Origin of the sequence: Pseudomonas taetrolens (assembly GCF_900475285.1) — a bacterium.
Taxonomy (GTDB): domain Bacteria; phylum Pseudomonadota; class Gammaproteobacteria; order Pseudomonadales; family Pseudomonadaceae; genus Aquipseudomonas; species Aquipseudomonas taetrolens.
Map to the genome: position 1 here is coordinate 4,141,030 of NZ_LS483370.1, position 19,558 is coordinate 4,160,587.

Below are 19,558 nucleotides of genomic sequence, written 5' to 3' on the forward strand. Positions count from 1 at the left end.
CAGCGCAGTCAACGAGGCTCACCCCGGCACACCTCGGCGAACACCTCAGTGATGGGTTTGCGCGGGAAGCGTTTGCTCAGGGCGTTGACCCTGGCGCTCAGACGCACCAGGTCGCGGCCAGGCGTGGCCCATTGCTCGGGTGGAAGGGGTTCGGACCATTCGCGCATGGCGTCAGGCAACTCTCGACGTCCGACTTTGGCGATGCGCTTTATCTCCCATTCCACCAACCGGTTCGGCAGTGTCCACAGGGTCATCACGTGGTAGAAGTACCAGAAAAACCCGTACACCCAGCCTACTTCTTTGTCCCGTATCTGCTGGTGCAGACGGGCGCGGGCATTGCGGAACGTGTGCAGGCCTTCGTGGGGTGGATCGTCAGGCCCTGACAACTCCAGCGGGTCCTGAACAGCCTTGAGCTCATCGAGTTCGTATTCCATGTACCCGCGAATCGCCTCCCAATGGGCGATCGCCAACTGCAGCCCCCCGCACTGGAACTCCAGCCGCACCCACTCCCCTTCGTGCTCGAAGCCCATGCCCATTTCATACTCGCGCACCACCCCGTACTGGCTCGCTGCCTGCTCCTGCACCACCCAGGCTGACAACGACTCCCACGGCACAAACAGCGGCTCCGCCTCCTCCTCGAGCATAAAACACACCTCCCGTCGCTGACGGTTGAAGCGCGTGGGAATGACCCGGATAAACAGCAGGTGATGGTAGAGCCAGATGGCGAAGCACATGGTTGAACCGGCTAGCCATGTATTAAAAGCGATCCACCGGCCTGCCAAAAATGCACCGGTCATTCCCTCCCATATCTTCTCTATGCCACTCCCCATAAGTGCGAAACCTAAGCCAAGCAATAACGGCGCACCGACGCCAATTAAGCAAGCGCACATAAACGGAATACCAAGGTTAGCCTGATAAGAAAACACATTCGGCATCCCGCCCCCAAAGTCCAGGTAGATATCGTTGTAGTCGCTGATATACGGGCAATAGGGCTGCGCCCCGGTGGGCAGCGGCAAGGGCGCCAGGTAGGTTTTCTGCCCGGCAGGGAAATACTCGATATCACCGGCACGTTTGGCAGGTGTCGGAGAGGGCTTTACAACGTCAGGCTGCGTCATGCCCGGCTCTCGTTGGGCTCACCCCGACACACCTCGGCGAACACCTCAGTGATGGGTTTGCGCGGGAAGCGTTTGCTCAGGGCGTTGACCTTGGCGCTCAGGCGCACCAGGTCGCGGCCAGGCGTGGCCCATTGTTCGGGCGGAAGGGGTTCGGACCATTCGCGCATGGCGTCAGGCAATTCTCGACGTCCGACTTTGGCGATGCGCTTTATCTCCCACTCCACCAGCCGGTTCGGCAATGTCCACAGGGTCATCACGTGGTAGAAGTACCAGAAAAACCCGTACACCCAACCTGCTTCTTTGTCCCGTATCTGCTGGTGCAGACGGGCGCGGGCATTGCGGAACGTGTGCAGGCCTTCGTGGGGTGGATCGTCAGGCCCTGACAACTCCAGCGGGTCCTGAACAGCCTTGAGCTCATCGAGTTCGTATTCCATGTACCCGCGAATCGCCTCCCAATGGGCGATCGCCAACTGCAGCCCCCCGCACTGGAACTCCAGCCGCACCCACTCCCCTTCGTGCTCGAAGCCCATGCCCATTTCATACTCGCGCACCACTCCGTACTGGCTCGCTGCCTGCTCCTGCACCACCCAGGCTGACAACGACTCCCACGGCACAAACAACGGCTCCGCCTCCTCCTCGAGCATAAAACACACCTCCCGTCGTTGACGGTTGAAGCGCGTGGGAATGACCCGGATAAACAGCAGGTGATGGTAAAGCCAGATGGCAAAGAATATGGTTGATGCCGCTAGCCATGCCTTAAAACCGTATGGCCAGGCAGCCCAGAAATAATCCCGCGCAAACAACCAGCTTTCTACAGCACTTTCTCCCTGAAACACCCCCCAAAACCAGAACAATATTGAAAATCCCAAAGTCATAAGGCAGGTGCCTGCAAGAGGCCCCCCCAAATTAACCTGATAAGAAAACACATTCGGTATCCCGCCCCCAAAGTCCAGGTAGATATCGTTGTAGTCGCTGATATACGGACAATAGGGCTGCGCCCCGGTGGGCAGCGGCAAGGGCGCCAGGTAAGTTTTCTGCCCGGCAGGGAAATACTCGATATCACCGGCACGTTTGGCAGGTGTCGGAGAGGGCTTTACAACGTCAGGCTGCGTCATGCCCGGCCCTCGTTGGGCTCACCCCGACACACCTCGGCGAACACCTCAGTGATGGGTTTGCGCGGGAAGCGTTTGCTCAGGGCGTTGACCTTGGCGCTCAGGCGCACCAGGTCGCGGCCAGGCGTGGCCCATTGTTCGGGCGGAAGGGGTTCGGACCATTCGCGCATGGCGTCAGGCAACTCTCGACGTCCGACTTTGGCGATGCGCTTTATCTCCCACTCCACCAGCCGGTTCGGCAGTGTCCACAGGGTCATCACGTGGTAGAAGTACCAGAAAAACCCGTACACCCAACCTGCTTCTTTGTCCCGTATCTGCTGGTGCAGACGGGCGCGGGCATTGCGGAACGTGTGCAGGCCTTCGTGGGGTGGATCGTCAGGCCCTGACAACTCCAGCGGGTCCTGAACAGCCTTGAGCTCATCGAGTTCGTACTCCATGTACCCACGAACCGCCTCCCAATGGGCGATCGCCAACTGCAGCCCCCCGCACTGGAACTCCAGCCGCACCCACTCCCCTTCGTGCTCGAAGCCCATGCCCATTTCATACTCACGTACCACCCCGTACTGGCTCGCTGCCTGCTCCTGCACCACCCAGGCTGACAACGACTCCCACGGCACAAACAACGGCTCCGCCTCCTCCTCGAGCATAAAACACACCTCCCGTCGCTGACGGTTGAAGCGCGTGGGAATGACCCGGATAAACAGCAGGTGATGGTAAAGCCAGATGGCAAAGAATATGGTTGATGCCGCTAGCCAGCCATAGATAGCTGGTCTCCAGGCAGCAAAAAACATCCCTTTGATCGAGTTCAGAATAACCTCGCCACTTAATCCTAAAGCCACGCCTATACCTCCCCCTATCAGAGGAAGCCCAAAAGCAACCAGACAGGCGTACGCAAACGGCCCCCCCAAATTAACCTGATAAGAAAACACATTCGGCATCCCTCCCCCAAAGTCCAGGTAGATATCGTTGTGGTCGCTGATATACGGGCAATAGGGCTGCGCCCCGGTGGGCAGCGGCATGGGCGCCAGGTAGGTTTTCTGCCCGGCAGGGAAATACTCGATATCACCGGCACGTTTGGCAGGTGTCGGGGCTGGCTTGATCCCACTGCTCATTGAAGAGTCGTTCACTGAGGAGCCGCTCATTGCACGACCTCCTCCAGTTCCAGGATATGCACCGCCAGCAACGGCAGGCCGGGGCTGGGCTGGCTCGGCTCGGTAGCGGGAAAGCGCCCGGTTTCCCGGGGGTTGAAGCGAATGCAATAGGTTTGCACCAGCACCTCGCCGTCCTCATCCAGGGTCTGCAGTACCAACTCAAGCACGATCTCCTCGGACATTAACCCCGAGGTTCGCTCAGGGTTACGCGGTAATCGCAACGTCAATGCCAGCGGGCTGCCCTGGCCTTCGCGCTCTTGCTGGCTCACCACCCGACTCAAACCGGCCTCCACCTCGGCACTGATGTCTTCACGCCGTACCAGAGGCAAGCCGCGGCTGCCCTCGCGAAGGGTGGTGGTGCGTTGCGCACCAATCAGCAAGCCACGCCAGGCTGTACCCTGCAGCGTGACTTGAAAATCCGCGCGACTGAGCCCCGGGAAGACCAGAAAAACCTCACCCGACTGGCTGGTGAGCAGCAGGTTGCGCCAGAACGGTTCCTCTTCTGCGCCCTTGATCTGGACAAAGGGCGCCTGCAACAGAGCCTGCAGGTAGAGCTGAAACAACTCGAAGCTCACCGCCTTGCGCTTGTCGGCCTCCCGGCCCCACGGGGTGCATTGCAGCCATTTATCCCGGGCGCTGAGGTTGTAGCGGTTGTACAGCCAGGTGCCGGCCAGCTCAAGAATCGTAAACAGGCCGCCAGCCGGGCTGAAACGAAAAAACACACGACTAAGCCGCAGTCCGGCCGCTCGCCATGCAGCCCGCCGGGCTTCTCCTTTGGCAGCCTTCAATACGAGATACCCGGCATAACCTGTATGACCCAGACCGTAAGCGTTGATCAGCATCAGGCCTCCCGCTGCGACCATTGTCACGATGGCACTGTGCTGGGCCGCTCGATTGCCGCTGCGCACCGCTTGCACCCAATTGGAGCGATAAGCATCAAGACTGATAACAGCAGAGGCAAATCCCAAAAAGTAGGTACCAACTCCCAAACCAACGTGCAGTTTCCCCATCCACACTTGCAGCCGGCCCAAACTGTTGCTGTTCATTGCCAGTTGCAAGACTTTCGCCTGGGCACTTAACGCGGTGTCGAAAATCCCTTGAGCCGCCGCAAAACCCACGGCCCCAGTTGCTAGAGCGGCATTCATCACTGGTTGCCACTCTTGCTTGTGCAAAGGGAGAGCCGTCGTTTCGTTGTACAACTGCACCAAATTCACCGCCTGTGCCACAAACAGCAGCAGCGCCGCTCCATCCCCCAGTACGTTCAGCGGTGGCGCGCTGGTGATGCCTTTGCGGAAGTTTTCCATAAGGCCGGCGACTTGTTGCCGGCCCTCGGGCGGGAAGATGGCCGTCAGCCCCGCGCGTCCCGGCGTGGCCCCATACAGCCGTTCGTGGTAATCCGGCAGTTCCGGGATCGGGCTCATGCTGGCGGCCAGCCGTCGCTGGTTGACCTCGATCTGCCGGTTAAGCTCGTGGATTTCTGCCATGAGCGCTTGGGATTTTGGGGACTTGTGCCCATTGAGACGATTGGACTGGCCGCGCTCTTTCTTGAGCCAGGCCTTTCTAGGCAGTTGCTCCGCCAGCTCCTGCAAAGTGGAACGCAACTTGACCAGCTCCTGCGTCGAGGCGAACTTGAACGTGACGCCTTCGGTTTTAGCCGCCACCAACAATCGGGCTTTGAGGCCAGTGGGCAGCCGGCGCAACAGGTCGTCGACATCGGGAATGGCTTTACCGTCGAACAAGCCCTCAAAGCTGGCGAGCAACAGCTCCAGCCCCCGATTGAGGGCCGGGGTCATGGTGTGCTGCGCGGCATTGGCCACGATCCGCGTGCTCTCGGGCAAGTCATCCAGTACCGGTAAACGTCCCTGCTCAATGCGCATCATACGGGCCAGCAGCTCAGGCCCGTTGTTGAACAGGGTCAGGCCGGCGGCGCTCAAAAACGCGTACTGCACCCACAATGCGGTTTGCTCACTAAAGGGCAAGGTGTAATAGAGCGGGCGGCTGAACTGCGGTTCGCGCTCGATGTAGTCAAACAGCTGGTCGCAGGCTTCGTCGCTGCGGCAAATGTCCTTGAGGCAGGCATATTCGAGGGTAAAGGCATGCCGGGCATGGGCGATGTAGAGCGGGTCGAAATACCACGCGGCCTTGTGAAAGGCGCCGCCCGTCACCAGCGCCACGCGATCGGCAGTGATGCGATCGAGCAGCAGGTTCCAGCGCGCCAGCCCGACACGGTGGGCCGTCAGTTCGTGGTCCATGGCAGCACGGTCAATCAGGTCATTGACCCCGCGCTGGCCCAGTTTGCTGCCGTGCAGGATGTCGTCGATCTGCCGATGCTGCTGCTTGCCCAGCGCCACCAGCGCTTCGAAATGGCTGTCGACGAACGCAGCCGGCGCGCTCCGAAAGTGCTCGTGGGTAAAATACCGTCGGTCGACATCTTCCATCGCCCCCAGCGCTTCCATAGCCAGGCCCCCGTTAAACGAAGGAGTACTCCGTGCAGCCTGCTCCTGCGCCGCTGCGCGGGCATCCGCCAGTGCTTCAGGCACCGCACTGCCAGCCGGTGGCAGCATCAGGCCGCCCTTGTTCAGGTAGTCACGCAGCGCGGCCTGGGTCACCCGACGCTCGGAGTCGGGCAGGCGCTCCAGGTCGGCAAACAGGGCATTGATCGCCAGGTCATCGCTGGTATTGGCCAGAGCCGAAAGATCAGACTCGTTCATTTGGCTGAGGGATTCGATGTAGCAGGCCAGTAGATAATCGCGCTCGTTATCGCCCTTCTGCGCACCGCCGCTGGCCCAGTCATCGATCCAGCCGATCACCTGATCCTGATAGTTGGCCAGGTCACGCAGCACCCCGAGGGTGTCATCCAGCACCAGGTACAGCGTGTCGTCACGGTGGTGCGGGTCGATGCAAGCGGTCAGCCGGTTCATCGACACCTGTTCAAAACGCTGGGGGCGTTCCCACACATAGGGCTGGCGCTCATGCTCGGGCAGCGCGTCATCCATTCGCCGGCGGGTGCTTTCTGCCTGCTCGTCCAGGGAGGACGCGTGCAGCCCGGCCTCGACCCGCTCGGTCGCCGCTTCAGCCAGCCAATGCTCGGCCATGTCATACGTCAGCAAATGCGGCGCACCGGTTTCACAATCGACGGCGCTCAAATCCACCGCCTGCATGAAGTGATCACGCTCGCCGGGATCATCCAGCACCTGATGGCATTTTTTCGCCGTCCATTGAACCTCGGCATAGGCCACATGCACGGTACTGGACTTGGCAAAGATCAGGCTCGGCAGATGGATCGGGGCTTCGCGCTCATCCTCCATCACCGCCTGGCCCTGCCACAGCATGGCGCTGACCAGACCGTCCTCCACGCGGTACTCGGACAACAAGCCGCTGCTGCCCTCGATCACGTACAACCAGCCATCGCGCAACAAGCGAATCCCCAGCGGACGCGCACTGAGGGCAAACGGCATCGTCACCTCAGCAGACGGATCCAGCATCGGATTGTCCACCAGCCCGTAACGCAACGGCACCAGCTGCACCGTGGACTTCATCAGCGGGCAGACGCCCATGAAACTTCGTGCATCACTGCGCGACTTGATGACGTTGTTGGGGTTTTTAGGAAAGAACGCAGTCGACATCAGAAGGGCTCCTGCAGGCCTAGCGCTCTGCATCTGGCGATTTCAGCGGCTTTTTCAACGCGCTGGGACGGGGTCAACGCCGAGCCACGGCTCAGAAGATGCTCAAGGTCAGGATGGGCATTGAGCGCGTCCTCTCCGAGATAACCGTGAATGTTGGCGTAAAGGGTGATATCGAGTTCGCTGCTGAATCCCCGCGCATACGATGCCGTTACCAGCTCATTCAACCGATCCCAACGCCCGGTCAGCGGGACATGCTCCAGGTAGGCAGGAAAGTAATGTTGCATGTGGGCCTTGAGCACCATCATTACGTTGCGCAAACTCACGGTTTCGAGCACTTCCAGGTCTTGCGCGGATAATGCGTAGCGCGTGCCATGCCGCACTTTCGATGCAGGGCCTGGACGCGTATGCAGATGCCAGCCACCCAGGGCGCCATCGGCGAGCAGGATCTGATGACACGGACCGAACAAGGTGGGATCACCCGCCTCGACCGCCCTGTCCAGCAACCCATGTACGACAGCCGGGTCAGCTATGCGCAGCAAAACATCCTGCCCGTACGGCATGCGCACCACGGTTAGCCAGCGCAGATGTTCCATCAGGGCTTCCCAGGAGCCATCGCAGAACAGCAGGTAGCCCCACTCTTCGTCAGCCTCGGCCAGGAACTGTTGCAACACCGCCTGCTGTGGGCCTTCAACTTTCACCACGCGAGGCGACAGGCTCTCGAGGCCCGCCATGTGCGCAGCGGTGTAAAGAGGCTCAAAGACCCAGGGATTGGTCCACTGTTCCAAGTGACGGGATAGTTTGATCAGGCGTACCGCATCCAGTAACAACCCGGTACAACCTTGCCAGTCCAGATCGGCGGGCAAGCCATCGGACAACGAAACTTCAGGTTTAAACATACTGAGTCACCTGTGTACGACATCGACCCGTATAAGAGCCGATGACGTGTTAGGGAAACCTGGGTTTAACTGGCGACCGGAGTCCGCCAGTCGTCATAACCGGAAGTACCACTGATTTCGTGAGTCCATGTAATTTTGCGATACGTGAAGTGCACGTCTTCGAGGTGAGTGAAGTGCGAGTTGGCCGGGTCCTGGCAGTTATGCATGTAATCCTTGATATCCACGATGATCGCGTCTTCAAGCAGGGTGGTGTAGTAATGCTCTTGGGTACCGGAAGCCGAAGTCCGATACCACTTGATTTCTACCGAAGTAATCCGTTCACCGGAAGTCAGGGCTGCCAGTAACAGCGGCGAGGCCTTGTCAAAGACTTTGGTAATGCATACCGGCTTGTGAACGCGCTGCCCGGTGGGCTGGCCCGACTGGGGATCACGGGGAATGATGACTTCATGGCTGAAGGCCTGCACCATCACTTCGTCTTCATGCCCTTCCTGATAGATATTGCCCACTGAGTCGGCGGTAAAAGCACCACTCGTGATCAGACCTTGTCTCTCGCCATTGACCGACATATACGCTGGTGTAGCCATGAAACTCTCCTTGCAAAAAGTTGTAGTTCCCCGCAGAAAAAGTCCGCGAGACCACAACAGGAGTTCAAGACTTATGCCAACTTATACTCAACCCTCATAAACCACTGGCTGCAGCGTAACCTTGTTTAGTTCAGGATAAAAAACATCCTTAAAATCACTAAAAGTTGCGCAAGAAGTTGCGCAGTGTGTGCAACTTCTTGCGCACTCCTCTACAGGCCTTGAGCAACAAGCCCTGCGAGGTGTTATCCACAACGTGATCAGGTTTGAACTGCGCAAATAATTGCGCAGTTCGCTATTGCGACAACGGGCAGATTCAATCCTTGAACCTGCCCGTTAATGACTTAAACCATCTGTGGCAAAAGTGAGTCGACTTCACTCTCGACATGGGCCACATCGGGGATCCAGATCAAGAACGGATCCTTGGCAGGACGATCGTCATGACGATGCGGGCTGCCCTCTTCGCTCCCTTCATCATCGCGCTGAAACCCAAACACCTGGCGCCGCTCAACATGAATGCTCGGCGCCGCACCTTCACCGCTGGCAGGTTCGATGTCCATCGCCTTCAAGGTTGCCAGCAGGTCATCGACAATCGCTTGGCGACTGAGGGTGAACGCCGAAGCAAAGCAGCGCCAGAAGCGCCAGCCCGCCCGCTCCAGAATGCGTTGCCGGCGCATGTCACTGTCCCAGCGATCCGGACCGTGAAAGCGATCGCCATCGCACTCGATGGCCAGACGGCTGTCGTTATGCCCTTCAACCACCATGTCGATGCGATAGGCGCCCACGCCGACCTGCGGGATCACCCGATAACCACGTCGGGTCAGCTCATCGTACATATCGCACTCAAAGCCGGATTCACACAACTCGCGCAAGTCACTGACCTGCACCGCATCCTGGGCAAACGGCGTTTCGAAGTGTTCGATCAGGCCCCGTCGCAAACTGTCGACAGGGCTCAGGTCGCTGATCTCGACGCTGCGCACCAGGTACATGCGGTCACGTGCCCGTGAAGCCGCCACGTTGAAGCGCTGGGCAATCGAGTCACGGGTATTGGCAAAACAGTCACCCGGGGACGCGACCATCGACAGGAACATGATGTCGCGTTCCTTGCCCTGGAACGTACGCGCGTCACCACAGCTGATCTGGAACTGGGTGATCACCTCTTCTCCCAATGCCTGGGTCAGCATCTGCATGATTTTTTGCGCTTGCTCGGCTCCCAGCAACGAGACCACGCCGATGCTGCGGCCCGCAATCTGCGGCATGGCAATCAAGCGGCGGATTTCCTCGACGATCACATTGGCTTCGCCGAGGTTGAACTTGCCTTTTTTCACCCCGTCCATCACCAACAGGTCGATCAGCGGCGGGTCCAGTCGCTCGGTCATCATCGGCAGGCGCAGTGGCTTGAGTTCGTGGTTATAAAACTCGCGCTTAGAGTATTCAATGATGGGCGCCACGCAACGAAAGTGTTCACGCAGCATGGTTCCGCTCTTGGCAAACACCACTTTGAACAGGTCATAGAGCGAGCGCTCAGGTGACATCAATGGCCGATACAGCGCCACCTGATTGCCCAGAAAGCGCGTCATCATGGTCTGCACGCGCTCTTCTTCCATGCCGATACCGTCCGGCGAGACCTGCTTGTCATCCCCCACTACCAGCACTTTCCTTGCCCGTAGCAACGCCGGCAATGCACTCAAATCAGACTGCGATGCTTCGTCGATGATCACCAGGTCAAACGCACCGTACTGTGCCGGCAGGCTCTCGCAAATCCGGTAATGCGGCATGATCCAGCACGGGATCGCCGAGATCGCCACATCGGCCGCCAGCCGCGCATCCTGACGATAACGACCGGCACGTACGCCGGTGCCCTTGCCGATTTTACGGATCGCCGTACGGTACAACTCAAGGGCCGCCCTGACACTTGGCGTGGCGTTCTCCGACAAGCGCAGCCAGGTCCGTTTAACCACGGCATCCTGATACAGCCGCGACAGGCTCAACTCCAGCTCGCCGCGTACTTTAAACAACCGTTTGAGGTCTTCCCGACCATCGATGCTCTCGAGGTAATGCGCCAAACGGCTCAGGCGCCAGACGTCCAGGCAGTTGTCCGCCAGCAGGGTATCCACCGGCTGCAAACTCGGCTCTTCGCGCAAGCGTGCAGCCCAGATCAACCCACCGCTCTGTGCGATGAGGTCCGTCACCCGCTGTACGGTAGCGAGCGCATCTGACAGCGCCAAAACCCGTCGCAACTCGTCCATCAGCTCAGACCACTGCGCCTGAATGTCGGACGTATCCACGCCGCGCTGCCCCAGGCTCAGGTCGAAAAACCCTTGCAGTCGCTCGCTCACCGCCCCGCCACAGCCCGCCAGCGCCTTGTTGAAGGCCTCTTTGGTGGCCCAGGTAGCGGCCAGGCGATGACGGATCAAATAGTGCTGCAAGATACTTTGCGCAGTGGCCAGTACGGTGTCATCCCCACTCAGCTGGCTGGCTTCAGCCCACTCCGGGAGTAACTGCCTGAGTTCAGCCTGGGCGCGGGTTTCCCAGTGATGCGCACGCACCAGGTCATCGAATAGCTCAATCGCTCGAGCGGCGGCCACCAGATGCTCGGCATCCGTTTCCAGCGTCGGCAGCGGCATCTCGGCTGCCAGTGCATTCCAGCGCAGGAGCAAGGTTCGGCTGAGCTGCTGGAAGCGCACAAACCCATGCACATGCGCCCAGTCTTCATCGTTTTGCGGCTTGCTGCCGAGCACGACTATTTCGTCCAGCAACTGCTTTTGTGCGCCTTTGCCGATCAGTCCCGCCAGGCCGAACGGGCGGCGACCCTGGGCCAGGTTCTCGATGGCCGTCAGCACTTCGGGCTGCGCTGACAGCTCAAACGTCAAGCTCACCGGCCGGGCCACGAAGGCTTTTCGCCCCACCAGGAGGGTTTCTATTTCCCCCTTGAGAGTGTCGAAAAGCCCCAGTACATCGCTGTCACCGCTGCGTGACAGATAAGCCTGCATCGCGGGCACCCAGTCCTGGGCGGTGGTCTTGATCTGTGTACGCAGCGCCTGCAAGTGCTCCAGATGCTCAGCCAATACCTGCGCCTGCTCCAGGGTTTGAGCTCTGGAGTCCACCAGCCGAGGCACTTCGCCCGTACTTTCCTTGTGCTGCAACTGGCTTTCCCGGGCCAGGTCCTGATGAACCTGGATCAGCGTCTGCGCCTCTGGAAAATCAGCCAGCCGAGGTACGGTGTGTCCCAGGTAAGACAATGATTCCCGGAGCTCTGAACGGGCCTGACGCAAGGCGATGATGTCTTGCACGGTGAACTGCGGACGGTGCTCATCTCCCAGACTGAGACGGTCGGCAAAACGGGTGACTTCGTTCTGATGCGTGGCGACCTGCTGCGCGGCATGGGTCGGGCTGAGGCGCTCGCCGTCTATTTCGAGGTCCGACAGATTGCGCTCGGCCCAGTGAGTGATTTCCCGATCCACACCGGAAATCTGCCCGTGAAGCGCATTGATTTCGTCATCAATCTGACTGATTTCACGCTTGTACAGCGCTCGATCAATACGCTGAACCTCTGCCGATATCTTTTGAATCGCGAACTCGAACTGCTTCATACCGTCCGCTTCACTGCTCAACAAACTGATCGCCAGCGGACGAATGTCTTCGGGGAGTTTTTCCTGGAGCACCGCCAGCGCCGGATCCTTCATGGAGGTCACCAGTACACGCTTGCCGTTGGCCAGGTAATGGCTGATGACGTTGGCGATGGTGTGGGTCTTGCCGGTTCCGGGCGGGCCCTGGACCACAACGCCGTCGTGCACCTCCAGCAACTGGATGATTTGCACTTGTTCGTCGTTATACGGTTTGGGGAAATACAGCTCGTGGGCCTTCGCGGCGGGGCTATCACCCCCTTGTGAGCCGCTGACATAAGACAATCCGCGAAACGGCGGCAGCTCAAGGTCTTCCAGCACGTCTGAAGGCTCGGTCAAAATCGCCTGCAAAGCCGGTGGCATTACCTCCAGCGCGTCCATTGCGCCTTCAAACCGCCCCAGATCCTCGATAAACATATTGCTGTCGCGGGCACGTGCAAACAGGGTCCAGGTGTCTGTGACACACAGGTGCTCCCCCGCCTTGGGCACCGAACGGTCCTCTTCAGTGAGCGTGGGTGGCAGGTACACGCCCTGGGCATCCAGCAAGGTGGATGCCAGGCGAATCACAGGCTCATGGCTGGCGGCATCAAACGGGCTGATACCGGCCTGCTCCTGCTTGAAAAATGCCTTGGCCTGCTTATCCAGCGGCCCCACACCGGCGATTTCCGCCGCCACATAGGCGTCCACTTCGAGTCGGGGTTCGACCGAGCGCGGGCGCACTTCAATGGCCATGTTGTCCGGGTTAATGCCGACCTCGACCAACTGGCTAATCAACGGGTAATGGATGACTCCGACCACGGGGTGTTCCCATGTCGAAACGCCCATCCCCCAGACCAGCTCCAGCTGGGCATCCCCCAGGTTGCCTTGCATCTGCTGCACCAGCAAAAACAGTTCGGCGTAAAGCTCAATGCTTTTACGGCGCTGCTTTTCTTCCACCGCCCACACCTGCCACGCGGTTTGGGTGTAGGACTTGAGCTGAGCCTTTATGTCATCGGCATCCAGACAGTCGTCCAGATTCACCCACTCATCAGGCAAAACCTCTTCGCCTACATGGATACCGGTGGCCGTTAAGCGTGAACGCTCGGGCTCGGACAGTGCACCGCTGTTGAGCAGCACCTGGCGATTCACCCGCGCTTTGAGGGCCGGCTCGGTCTGCGGAGTCCCCTTGAGTTCAATCCACTGTGCCAGCAGCAGGCTGAGTGGCGCCGGTGGTTTAGTTTCGTGCAATCGCTCAAGCCGTAACCATATTTCATCGTCGGCGGCGTCTTGCACATCCAGGCTGACACCCGGCAAGGCCCTCAGTTTTTCTTCAGTGATGCCAAATGCTTTGTGCTGGCTCACTGTTAGCGCCGGGCGCTTTTGCATGAGCGCCGTCTGTTTGACGAATTCAATCAGACCGGCGAGACGTGCGCGTACTGTATCCATGTTTGAACTGAACCACTTTGATAAGAGGGCGCGGTCTTCATCGAGAAAACCTGATTGCGCCGGGTGAAAGCGAAAAAACCTGCAATGGTCGACACGATACAGAGGTTCGGGCGGTAGTCAGCTACATCATTCTGTAAAAACCTCCCGTTATACAAGACGGTCCGGTTATTACAAAAAAAGGTCGTTCGCCATGCCCGCCTCACCCCAGCGCCTTGCACTCGCCATTGCGCTCATCAGCTCCAGTGGTTTTATCTCGCAGACGTTCGCCAACGACACCGTCCTGACTTCCCCCGAGACCGGCGCCCTGAAACTGAGCGCCAGCGATTCCTTGACCCTCCATTCGAACGCCAGCCTGACGACTGCCAAAGTGGCCGTCACCCTCAAGGGCAGCACCCTCGGCAAGGGGGTCGTGATCGATAACGCAGGCAGCCTGACCTCCACGGCCGGACGTGCCATCGACAGCAGCGGCAGTGAAGACGGCGAACACCGCTACAGTATTCTCAATCGCAGCGGCGCGACGATTCAGGGCAGCAACGATGCCTTGCGTATCGATACCAACTTCAGCCGCGCCAGCCTGCTGATCGATAACAGTGGCACGATCCGCTCCACCGGCAGCGGCCAGGGCATTGACCTCGACGCGTTACGCAGTCACGGCGTTTCCACCACGGTGCTCAATCGTACGGGAGGCGTGATTCGCGGGGAGTTCAGCGACGGGATAAAAACCGGCGCCCATGCAACGATCCTCAACGATGGCGAAATTTCTTCGGGCGATGCACTGACCGACAACGACAAGTTCGACGGCATCGACATAGACTCGGCTGCCGGCGTTGTCGTGACCAACCACGGCACAGTATCCGGCGGACGCCACGGGATAACCACCGACCTGGGCGCCACGTTGTACAACCATGGCGAGGTGACCGGGCGTAACGGTTCGGGCTTCGGCTCGGATGGCGACGGCACGGTGATCAACTACGGCACCATTACCGGTACTTACTCCGGGCTCAAGCCCAACGGTGATGGCGACGGTGTGGACATCGACCTGGTCGCCCATATTGAAAACTACGGGGTGATTGAGGGCGCCGGCGCCGGAGGGGTCGACAAGAACGGCTTCGCCAACGGCAGCGAAGGTATTGCCTTAGGCGGTGGTTATGTCCTCAACGCCCAAGGCGCACGGGTCATTGGTGCCAACAATGCGCTGCTGGTGGATGATGGCAGCGATGGTTCCGGTGTCGCCGCAACGACGCTGGTTAACCAGGGCAGCATTGAGGGGCAAAACGGTTTTGGGGTGAAGTTTGTCGGCGAGTTCGATGATCGGGTGATCAACCACGGCCTGATCAGTGGCAGCAATGGTCAGGCACTGGATCTGGGTGCAGGCAATGACGCGCTGACACTGGGCGGAGCCAGCCACTTCAACGGTGTGGTCGACGGCGGCAGGGGTGATGACCGCGTGGTGTTCGAGGATCCGGCGGGCGGCAGCTTCGGTAACAGTCGAAACTTCGAATGGCTGGACGTGAAGGCCGGCAGTTGGACACTTACCAGCCAGGATGACTTCAGCGCTGGCGGCAAGATTTTCAGCGGCGCACGCCTGATCAATCAGGGCGCCATCAACGGCACCCTGACCGTCGATGAGGGCGGTGTTTATGCGGGCGGGGGCAGTGTCGGCAACCTGTTGGTCAACGGCACGCTGCAAACCGATGCGCAACGGGGCAGCGTAAGCGTCGTCCATGACCTGATACTCGACCGGGGCGCCACCCTGGCCTATGGCGTCAATGCCGATGGCAGCAGTGCGCCCCTGCAAGTCGGAGGCAGCGTCAACCTGAACGGTGCCACCCTGGCAATCAATGCCGGCCATGGCACTTATCCCTGGCTAAGCCAGTACACGGTGCTGAACGCAGGATCGGTCAACGGCACCTTTGGTGAGGTCACCAGTGATTACGCCTTTCTCATCCCCACCCTCAGCTACACCCCGGGCAGCGTTGAGCTGAGCTATGCGCGCAATGACGTGGCGTTTGCCGATTACGCCAGCAGCGCCAACGGTCGCAGTGCAGCCCTCAGCCTCAGCCAGCTCAAACCCGGCAACACGTTGTATAACGCCCTGCTCAATACTCATGCACAAGCCGCTGCGTCAGCCATTGAACAACTGGCAGGCAGCAGCAATGCCAGCCTGAGCAGCGCCACCCTGGGCGCGACCCGACAAGTCGGCAACAGCCTGCTGGCAGCCATGTACTCACTGGGCGCGGGCCACGGGCTACAGGTGGCAACCAGCCGTCACGACACCCCGTCGCTGGTAGCTACCGGGGTTCCGTCCGGAGTACGCCACCTCAATGATCCACAGGCACAAGGTCGACTCTGGCTTCAAGGGATCGGCAGTTACGGTCGACTGGACGGCGAGCACGGCAGCAACGATATGACGCAGCGCACCCAAGGTGGTTTGCTGGGTGCGGATTGGGCGCTGACCCCGGACTGGCGCATGGGTCTGCTGGGGGGTTATTCGAAAACCGACGTTGACACCAGCAGCATGGACGGTACCGTTAACAGTTGGCATGCTGGCGCTTATGCGATTCGCCAAAGCGGGGCCCTGGCCTTGCGTTTGGGGGCTGCCTATAGCGGCCATAACGGTGACAGCAAACGCACCGTCGCGTTTGACGGACTTTCAGATCAGCCCAAAGGCGATTACCACGCCAACAGCCAGCAAGCCTTTGCCGAGCTGGGCTACGTGCTGGGCAGCGGGCGTCTGAGTGCTGAGCCTTTCGTCAATCTGGGTTATCAGCGCTACCACCGTGAACGCTATACCGAAAAAGGCGGTGCCGCAGCACTGCGAGTGGAGGCGCAAACCCAGGAAAACGCCAACAGCACACTGGGCGTGCGTTTAGCACACATGGGCCACCTGCAGAACGGCATGAGCCTGACCCCGCGCCTGAGCGCGGGCTGGAAGCACACCTATGGCGATACCGGCAGTTCTACCCGCCAGGCCTTTGTACTCGGCGGAACAGCGTTCAATGTTGAAGGCAGCTCGCTGGATCGCAACAGTCTGGTGCTGGAAGCCGGGATTGATCTCGGCCTGTCAGCGCACCAGACACTGGCCGTCGGCTATACCGGTGATATCGGCAGCAACAGCCGCAACCACGGTCTGATGGGGCAATGGCAGCTGAGTTTCTGAGACAAACCTGATGGGCTACCCACGACTGCCGCTACAAGACCGGCATTAAAAAAGGCCCTTTCCGAAACCGGAGAGGGCCTTTTGATTAACGCCGGGGTTTAGCCCAGGTTAACGCCAAAGTTCGATGCCAACGGTGCCAGACCGCCTGCAAAACCTTGGCCGATTGCCTTGAACTTCCACTCTTCGCCATTGCGATACAGCTCGCCGAAAACCATTGCGGTTTCAGTCGACGCATCTTCACTCAGGTCAAAGCGTGCCAGCTCTTTGTTGTCAGCCTTGTTCAGAACGCGGATATAAGCGTTCGACACTTGACCGAAGCTCTGCTTGCGGCCTTCAGCTTCGTGAATGGTCACAGCGAAAGCCAGTTTCTTGGCTTCTTGTGCCAGGCCAGCCAGGTTTACGTTGACCTGTTCATCGTCGCCCTCACCTGCGCCCGAGCGGTTGTCGCCCTGGTGCACGACGTTGCCGTCCGGAGAAGTTTTGTTGTTGTAGAACACAAAGCTGCCGTCGTTCAGCACTTTGCCGCTCTCACCCACGATAAATACCGAGGCGTCCAGGTCGAAATCCTGACCGTCGGTAACTCGTGGATCCCAACCCAGGCCGACAATCACTTCTGTCAGGCCAGGAGCTTCTTTAGTCAGGGAAACGTTACCGCCTTTACTCAGACTTACTGCCATGTTCGTGAACCCTTATATAAAAAGTTGATGGGGACAGATCAGAATTTCAGGCCATAGCTTTCAGCCAATGGCTTCAGACCACCGGCGAAGCCTTGACCGACCGCGCGGAACTTCCACTCGGCGCCATTGCGATACAGCTCAGCAAAAATCATCGCGGTTTCGGTGCTGGCATCTTCAGCCAGGTCATAACGTGCGACTTCGCTGTTGTTGTCCTGGTTCACGATGCGGATGAATGCACCGCGTACCTGACCAAAGTTCTGCTTGCGCGCTTCGGCTTCGTGAATGGTCACCGTGAAGGCGATTCGGTCGATATCGGCAGGGACTTTAGACAGGTCGACCTTGATCGCCTCGTCGTCGCCGTCGCCTTCGCCGGTACGGTTGTCACCGGTGTGCTCAACCGAACCATCGACGCTTTTCAGCTGGTTGTAAAAAATGAAGTCGGAGTCAGCCCGGACTTTACCGTCAGCCTTGAGCAAGAAAGCGCTCGCATCCAGGTCGAAATCTTGACCATCGGTGGAACGAGCATCCCAGCCCAGGCCTACCAGGACTTTAGTCATCCCGGGGGCTTCTTTGGACAGAGACAGGTTGCCGCCTTTGGAAAGGGAAAGTGCCATGAATAATTCTCCTTAATAATGTGCGATCAAGCGTTCGTGTCGTTTTTAACGTCGGATTGCTCTTCATCCTTACCAGGAAAGATGATGCTGGCCACGATACCAATGGCCAATACCACCAACACCACGATCAGGCTGGTGTTTGGATCAATTTCATAACCATGGCCAAACAAGTGATCGGTAGCGTTCAGGGCCAGCTTGCCAGCGATAAAGAACAACAGTGCGATAACCGCTTTTTCCAGGTGAACCAGGTAACGCTTCAGGGCTTCGAGGACAAAGTACATGGTCCGCAGGCCCAGGATGGCGAACATCATGGCCGAATAAACGATCAACGGCTCACGGCTGACTGCGATCACTGCCGGTACGGAGTCGAAAGCGAACAGAATGTCCGAAACCTCGACCACCACCACACACAGAAACAGCGGTGTCGCAAACAAAGCGCCCTTGCCCACCAGGGTCATTCCCTTGTTCTGCGGCTTCGTGATCTCTTTTTCAAGCTCTTTGCGTGAAACAAAGAAATTATGTCCGTGCAGTTTCGGCCAGACCGGGAACAGTTTTTTCGCAAAACGGTAGGCCATGTGCTTGGAATAATCTTCTTCTTCGTCTTCTTCCTTGCTGCGCAACATCATGATCGCCGTCCAGGCCACGACCACCGCGAACAGCACTTCGACCCAAGGGCCAAAGGCCAGCAGACCGGTACCGATGGCCACGAAGATCAGGCGGAATACGATGGCGCCGATGATTCCCCAGTACAGCACCCGGTGACGCAACGAATCGGGGATTTTGAACCAGGCGAAGATCGCCATGAACACGAACAGGTTGTCGACGCTGAGGACTTTTTCCAGCGCGTAACCGGTAACGAACAGGCTGGCCACGCTTGGGCCATGGGCGTAATACAGGTAGCCCGCAAACGCGAGCGAGATCAGCACCCAGAACACCGACCAGACGGCGGCGTTGGTCAGCGAGACCGGTTTATCGCTTTTGTGGGTGAACAGGTCAATTGCCAGAGCAATGACCGCCAGAGCCACAAATACAGCGATGGTAGTTGGCGGGAAGCCAATTGCCGTGTTTTCCATGATGTCCTCAGAGATCAAAATCGCCAGGGTTCAACCCCAGCTCATTGCAGATAGTGCGGCAAGCAGCCCGCTCACTTTCATCAAAGTTGCCGTCGGCGCTACCGATTGCGCAGCACACACGCACCAGCAGACGGGCGGCATCTTCTTTTTTACGTAATTGACCAATCGCCTTCAGTGCTTCTGCACGGCCGATTTGCTGGTCAAATTCAAACTTGTCGCAGACATCGCTGAACGACTTGATCACGTCTTTGACATCAAACGCTTTCAGCTCATTCGAGTTCTGGATAAAACCGATCATCTTCTGTTTTTCGCTGCTGCTGATGTCGCCATCGGCAGCCGCAACCAGTGCACACCCGGAAACCACGGCTTCCATGAATTCACGGTTCTTGAACTTGCTGACTTCCGCCGAAAGCTTGTCACGGGCAGCCGTTGCGTTGGTTTTCAGCCATTCGAGCATGGGAGTTACCTTTTCAAAAGTTGAGGGAACAGCGCCTGCCTCGGC

The 19,558-nt window shown here is 58.8% G+C and carries 12 protein-coding genes; 1 reads left to right on the forward strand and 11 read right to left on the reverse strand.

The features are described 5' to 3' along the window. Positions 1-8: 8 nt before the first annotated feature. The 7 genes from DQN55_RS19195 to DQN55_RS19225 all read right to left on the reverse strand — a co-directional run bounded on the left by DQN55_RS19195 (position 9) and on the right by DQN55_RS19225 (position 13,532). Positions 9-1,115, reverse strand: coding sequence for a hypothetical protein (locus tag DQN55_RS19195; RefSeq protein WP_088500047.1), 1,107 nt, complete (start codon positions 1,113-1,115; stop codon positions 9-11). Further along, a complete protein-coding gene (locus DQN55_RS19200; RefSeq protein WP_048383521.1) occupies positions 1,112-2,230 on the reverse strand; it encodes a hypothetical protein in 1,119 nt (372 codons plus the stop codon). The genes DQN55_RS19195 and DQN55_RS19200 overlap by 4 nt, the downstream gene beginning before the upstream one ends. After that, on the reverse strand, positions 2,227-3,369 hold the full coding sequence (locus DQN55_RS19205; protein WP_231995619.1) for a hypothetical protein: 1,143 nt from the start codon (positions 3,367-3,369) through the stop codon (positions 2,227-2,229). Before DQN55_RS19205 ends, DQN55_RS19200 begins: the two co-directional genes overlap by 4 nt. Continuing rightward, positions 3,366-7,004, reverse strand: coding sequence for a toxin VasX (locus DQN55_RS19210; RefSeq protein WP_048383519.1), 3,639 nt, complete (start codon positions 7,002-7,004; stop codon positions 3,366-3,368). Before DQN55_RS19210 ends, DQN55_RS19205 begins: the two co-directional genes overlap by 4 nt. Beyond that, positions 7,004-7,900: a DUF4123 domain-containing protein gene (locus DQN55_RS19215; protein ID WP_048383518.1), complete on the reverse strand. Its 897-nt coding sequence runs from the start codon at positions 7,898-7,900 to the stop codon at positions 7,004-7,006. The genes DQN55_RS19210 and DQN55_RS19215 overlap by 1 nt, the downstream gene beginning before the upstream one ends. A 65-nt stretch (positions 7,901-7,965) precedes the next feature. After that, positions 7,966-8,484, reverse strand: coding sequence for an Hcp family type VI secretion system effector (locus tag DQN55_RS19220; RefSeq protein WP_048383516.1), 519 nt, complete (start codon positions 8,482-8,484; stop codon positions 7,966-7,968). A 341-nt stretch (positions 8,485-8,825) separates the two neighbouring features. Continuing rightward, on the reverse strand, positions 8,826-13,532 hold the full coding sequence (locus tag DQN55_RS19225) for an AAA domain-containing protein (protein ID WP_048383514.1): 4,707 nt from the start codon (positions 13,530-13,532) through the stop codon (positions 8,826-8,828). A gap of 190 nt (positions 13,533-13,722) precedes the next feature. Between DQN55_RS19225 and DQN55_RS19230 the strand changes: the two genes are divergently transcribed. Then, positions 13,723-16,692: an autotransporter outer membrane beta-barrel domain-containing protein gene (locus DQN55_RS19230; RefSeq protein ID WP_048383512.1), complete on the forward strand. Its 2,970-nt coding sequence runs from the start codon at positions 13,723-13,725 to the stop codon at positions 16,690-16,692. 98 nt (positions 16,693-16,790) lie between these two features. Here DQN55_RS19230 and DQN55_RS19235 read toward each other — a convergent pair whose 3' ends face one another. From DQN55_RS19235 to DQN55_RS19250, 4 genes are read right to left on the reverse strand one after another with little or no spacing between them, the layout of a single operon-like run. Continuing rightward, on the reverse strand, positions 16,791-17,369 hold the full coding sequence (locus DQN55_RS19235; RefSeq protein WP_048383510.1) for a TerD family protein: 579 nt from the start codon (positions 17,367-17,369) through the stop codon (positions 16,791-16,793). 38 nt (positions 17,370-17,407) lie between these two features. Then, complete coding sequence (locus tag DQN55_RS19240) at positions 17,408-17,983, reverse strand: TerD family protein (protein WP_048383507.1); 576 nt, start codon at positions 17,981-17,983, stop codon at positions 17,408-17,410. Positions 17,984-18,009: 26 nt separating this feature from the next. Continuing rightward, positions 18,010-19,056, reverse strand: coding sequence for a TerC/Alx family metal homeostasis membrane protein (locus tag DQN55_RS19245; protein WP_048383506.1), 1,047 nt, complete (start codon positions 19,054-19,056; stop codon positions 18,010-18,012). A gap of 7 nt (positions 19,057-19,063) precedes the next feature. Further along, a complete protein-coding gene (locus DQN55_RS19250; protein ID WP_048383504.1) occupies positions 19,064-19,513 on the reverse strand; it encodes a tellurite resistance TerB family protein in 450 nt (149 codons plus the stop codon). Positions 19,514-19,558: the final 45 nt, after the last annotated feature.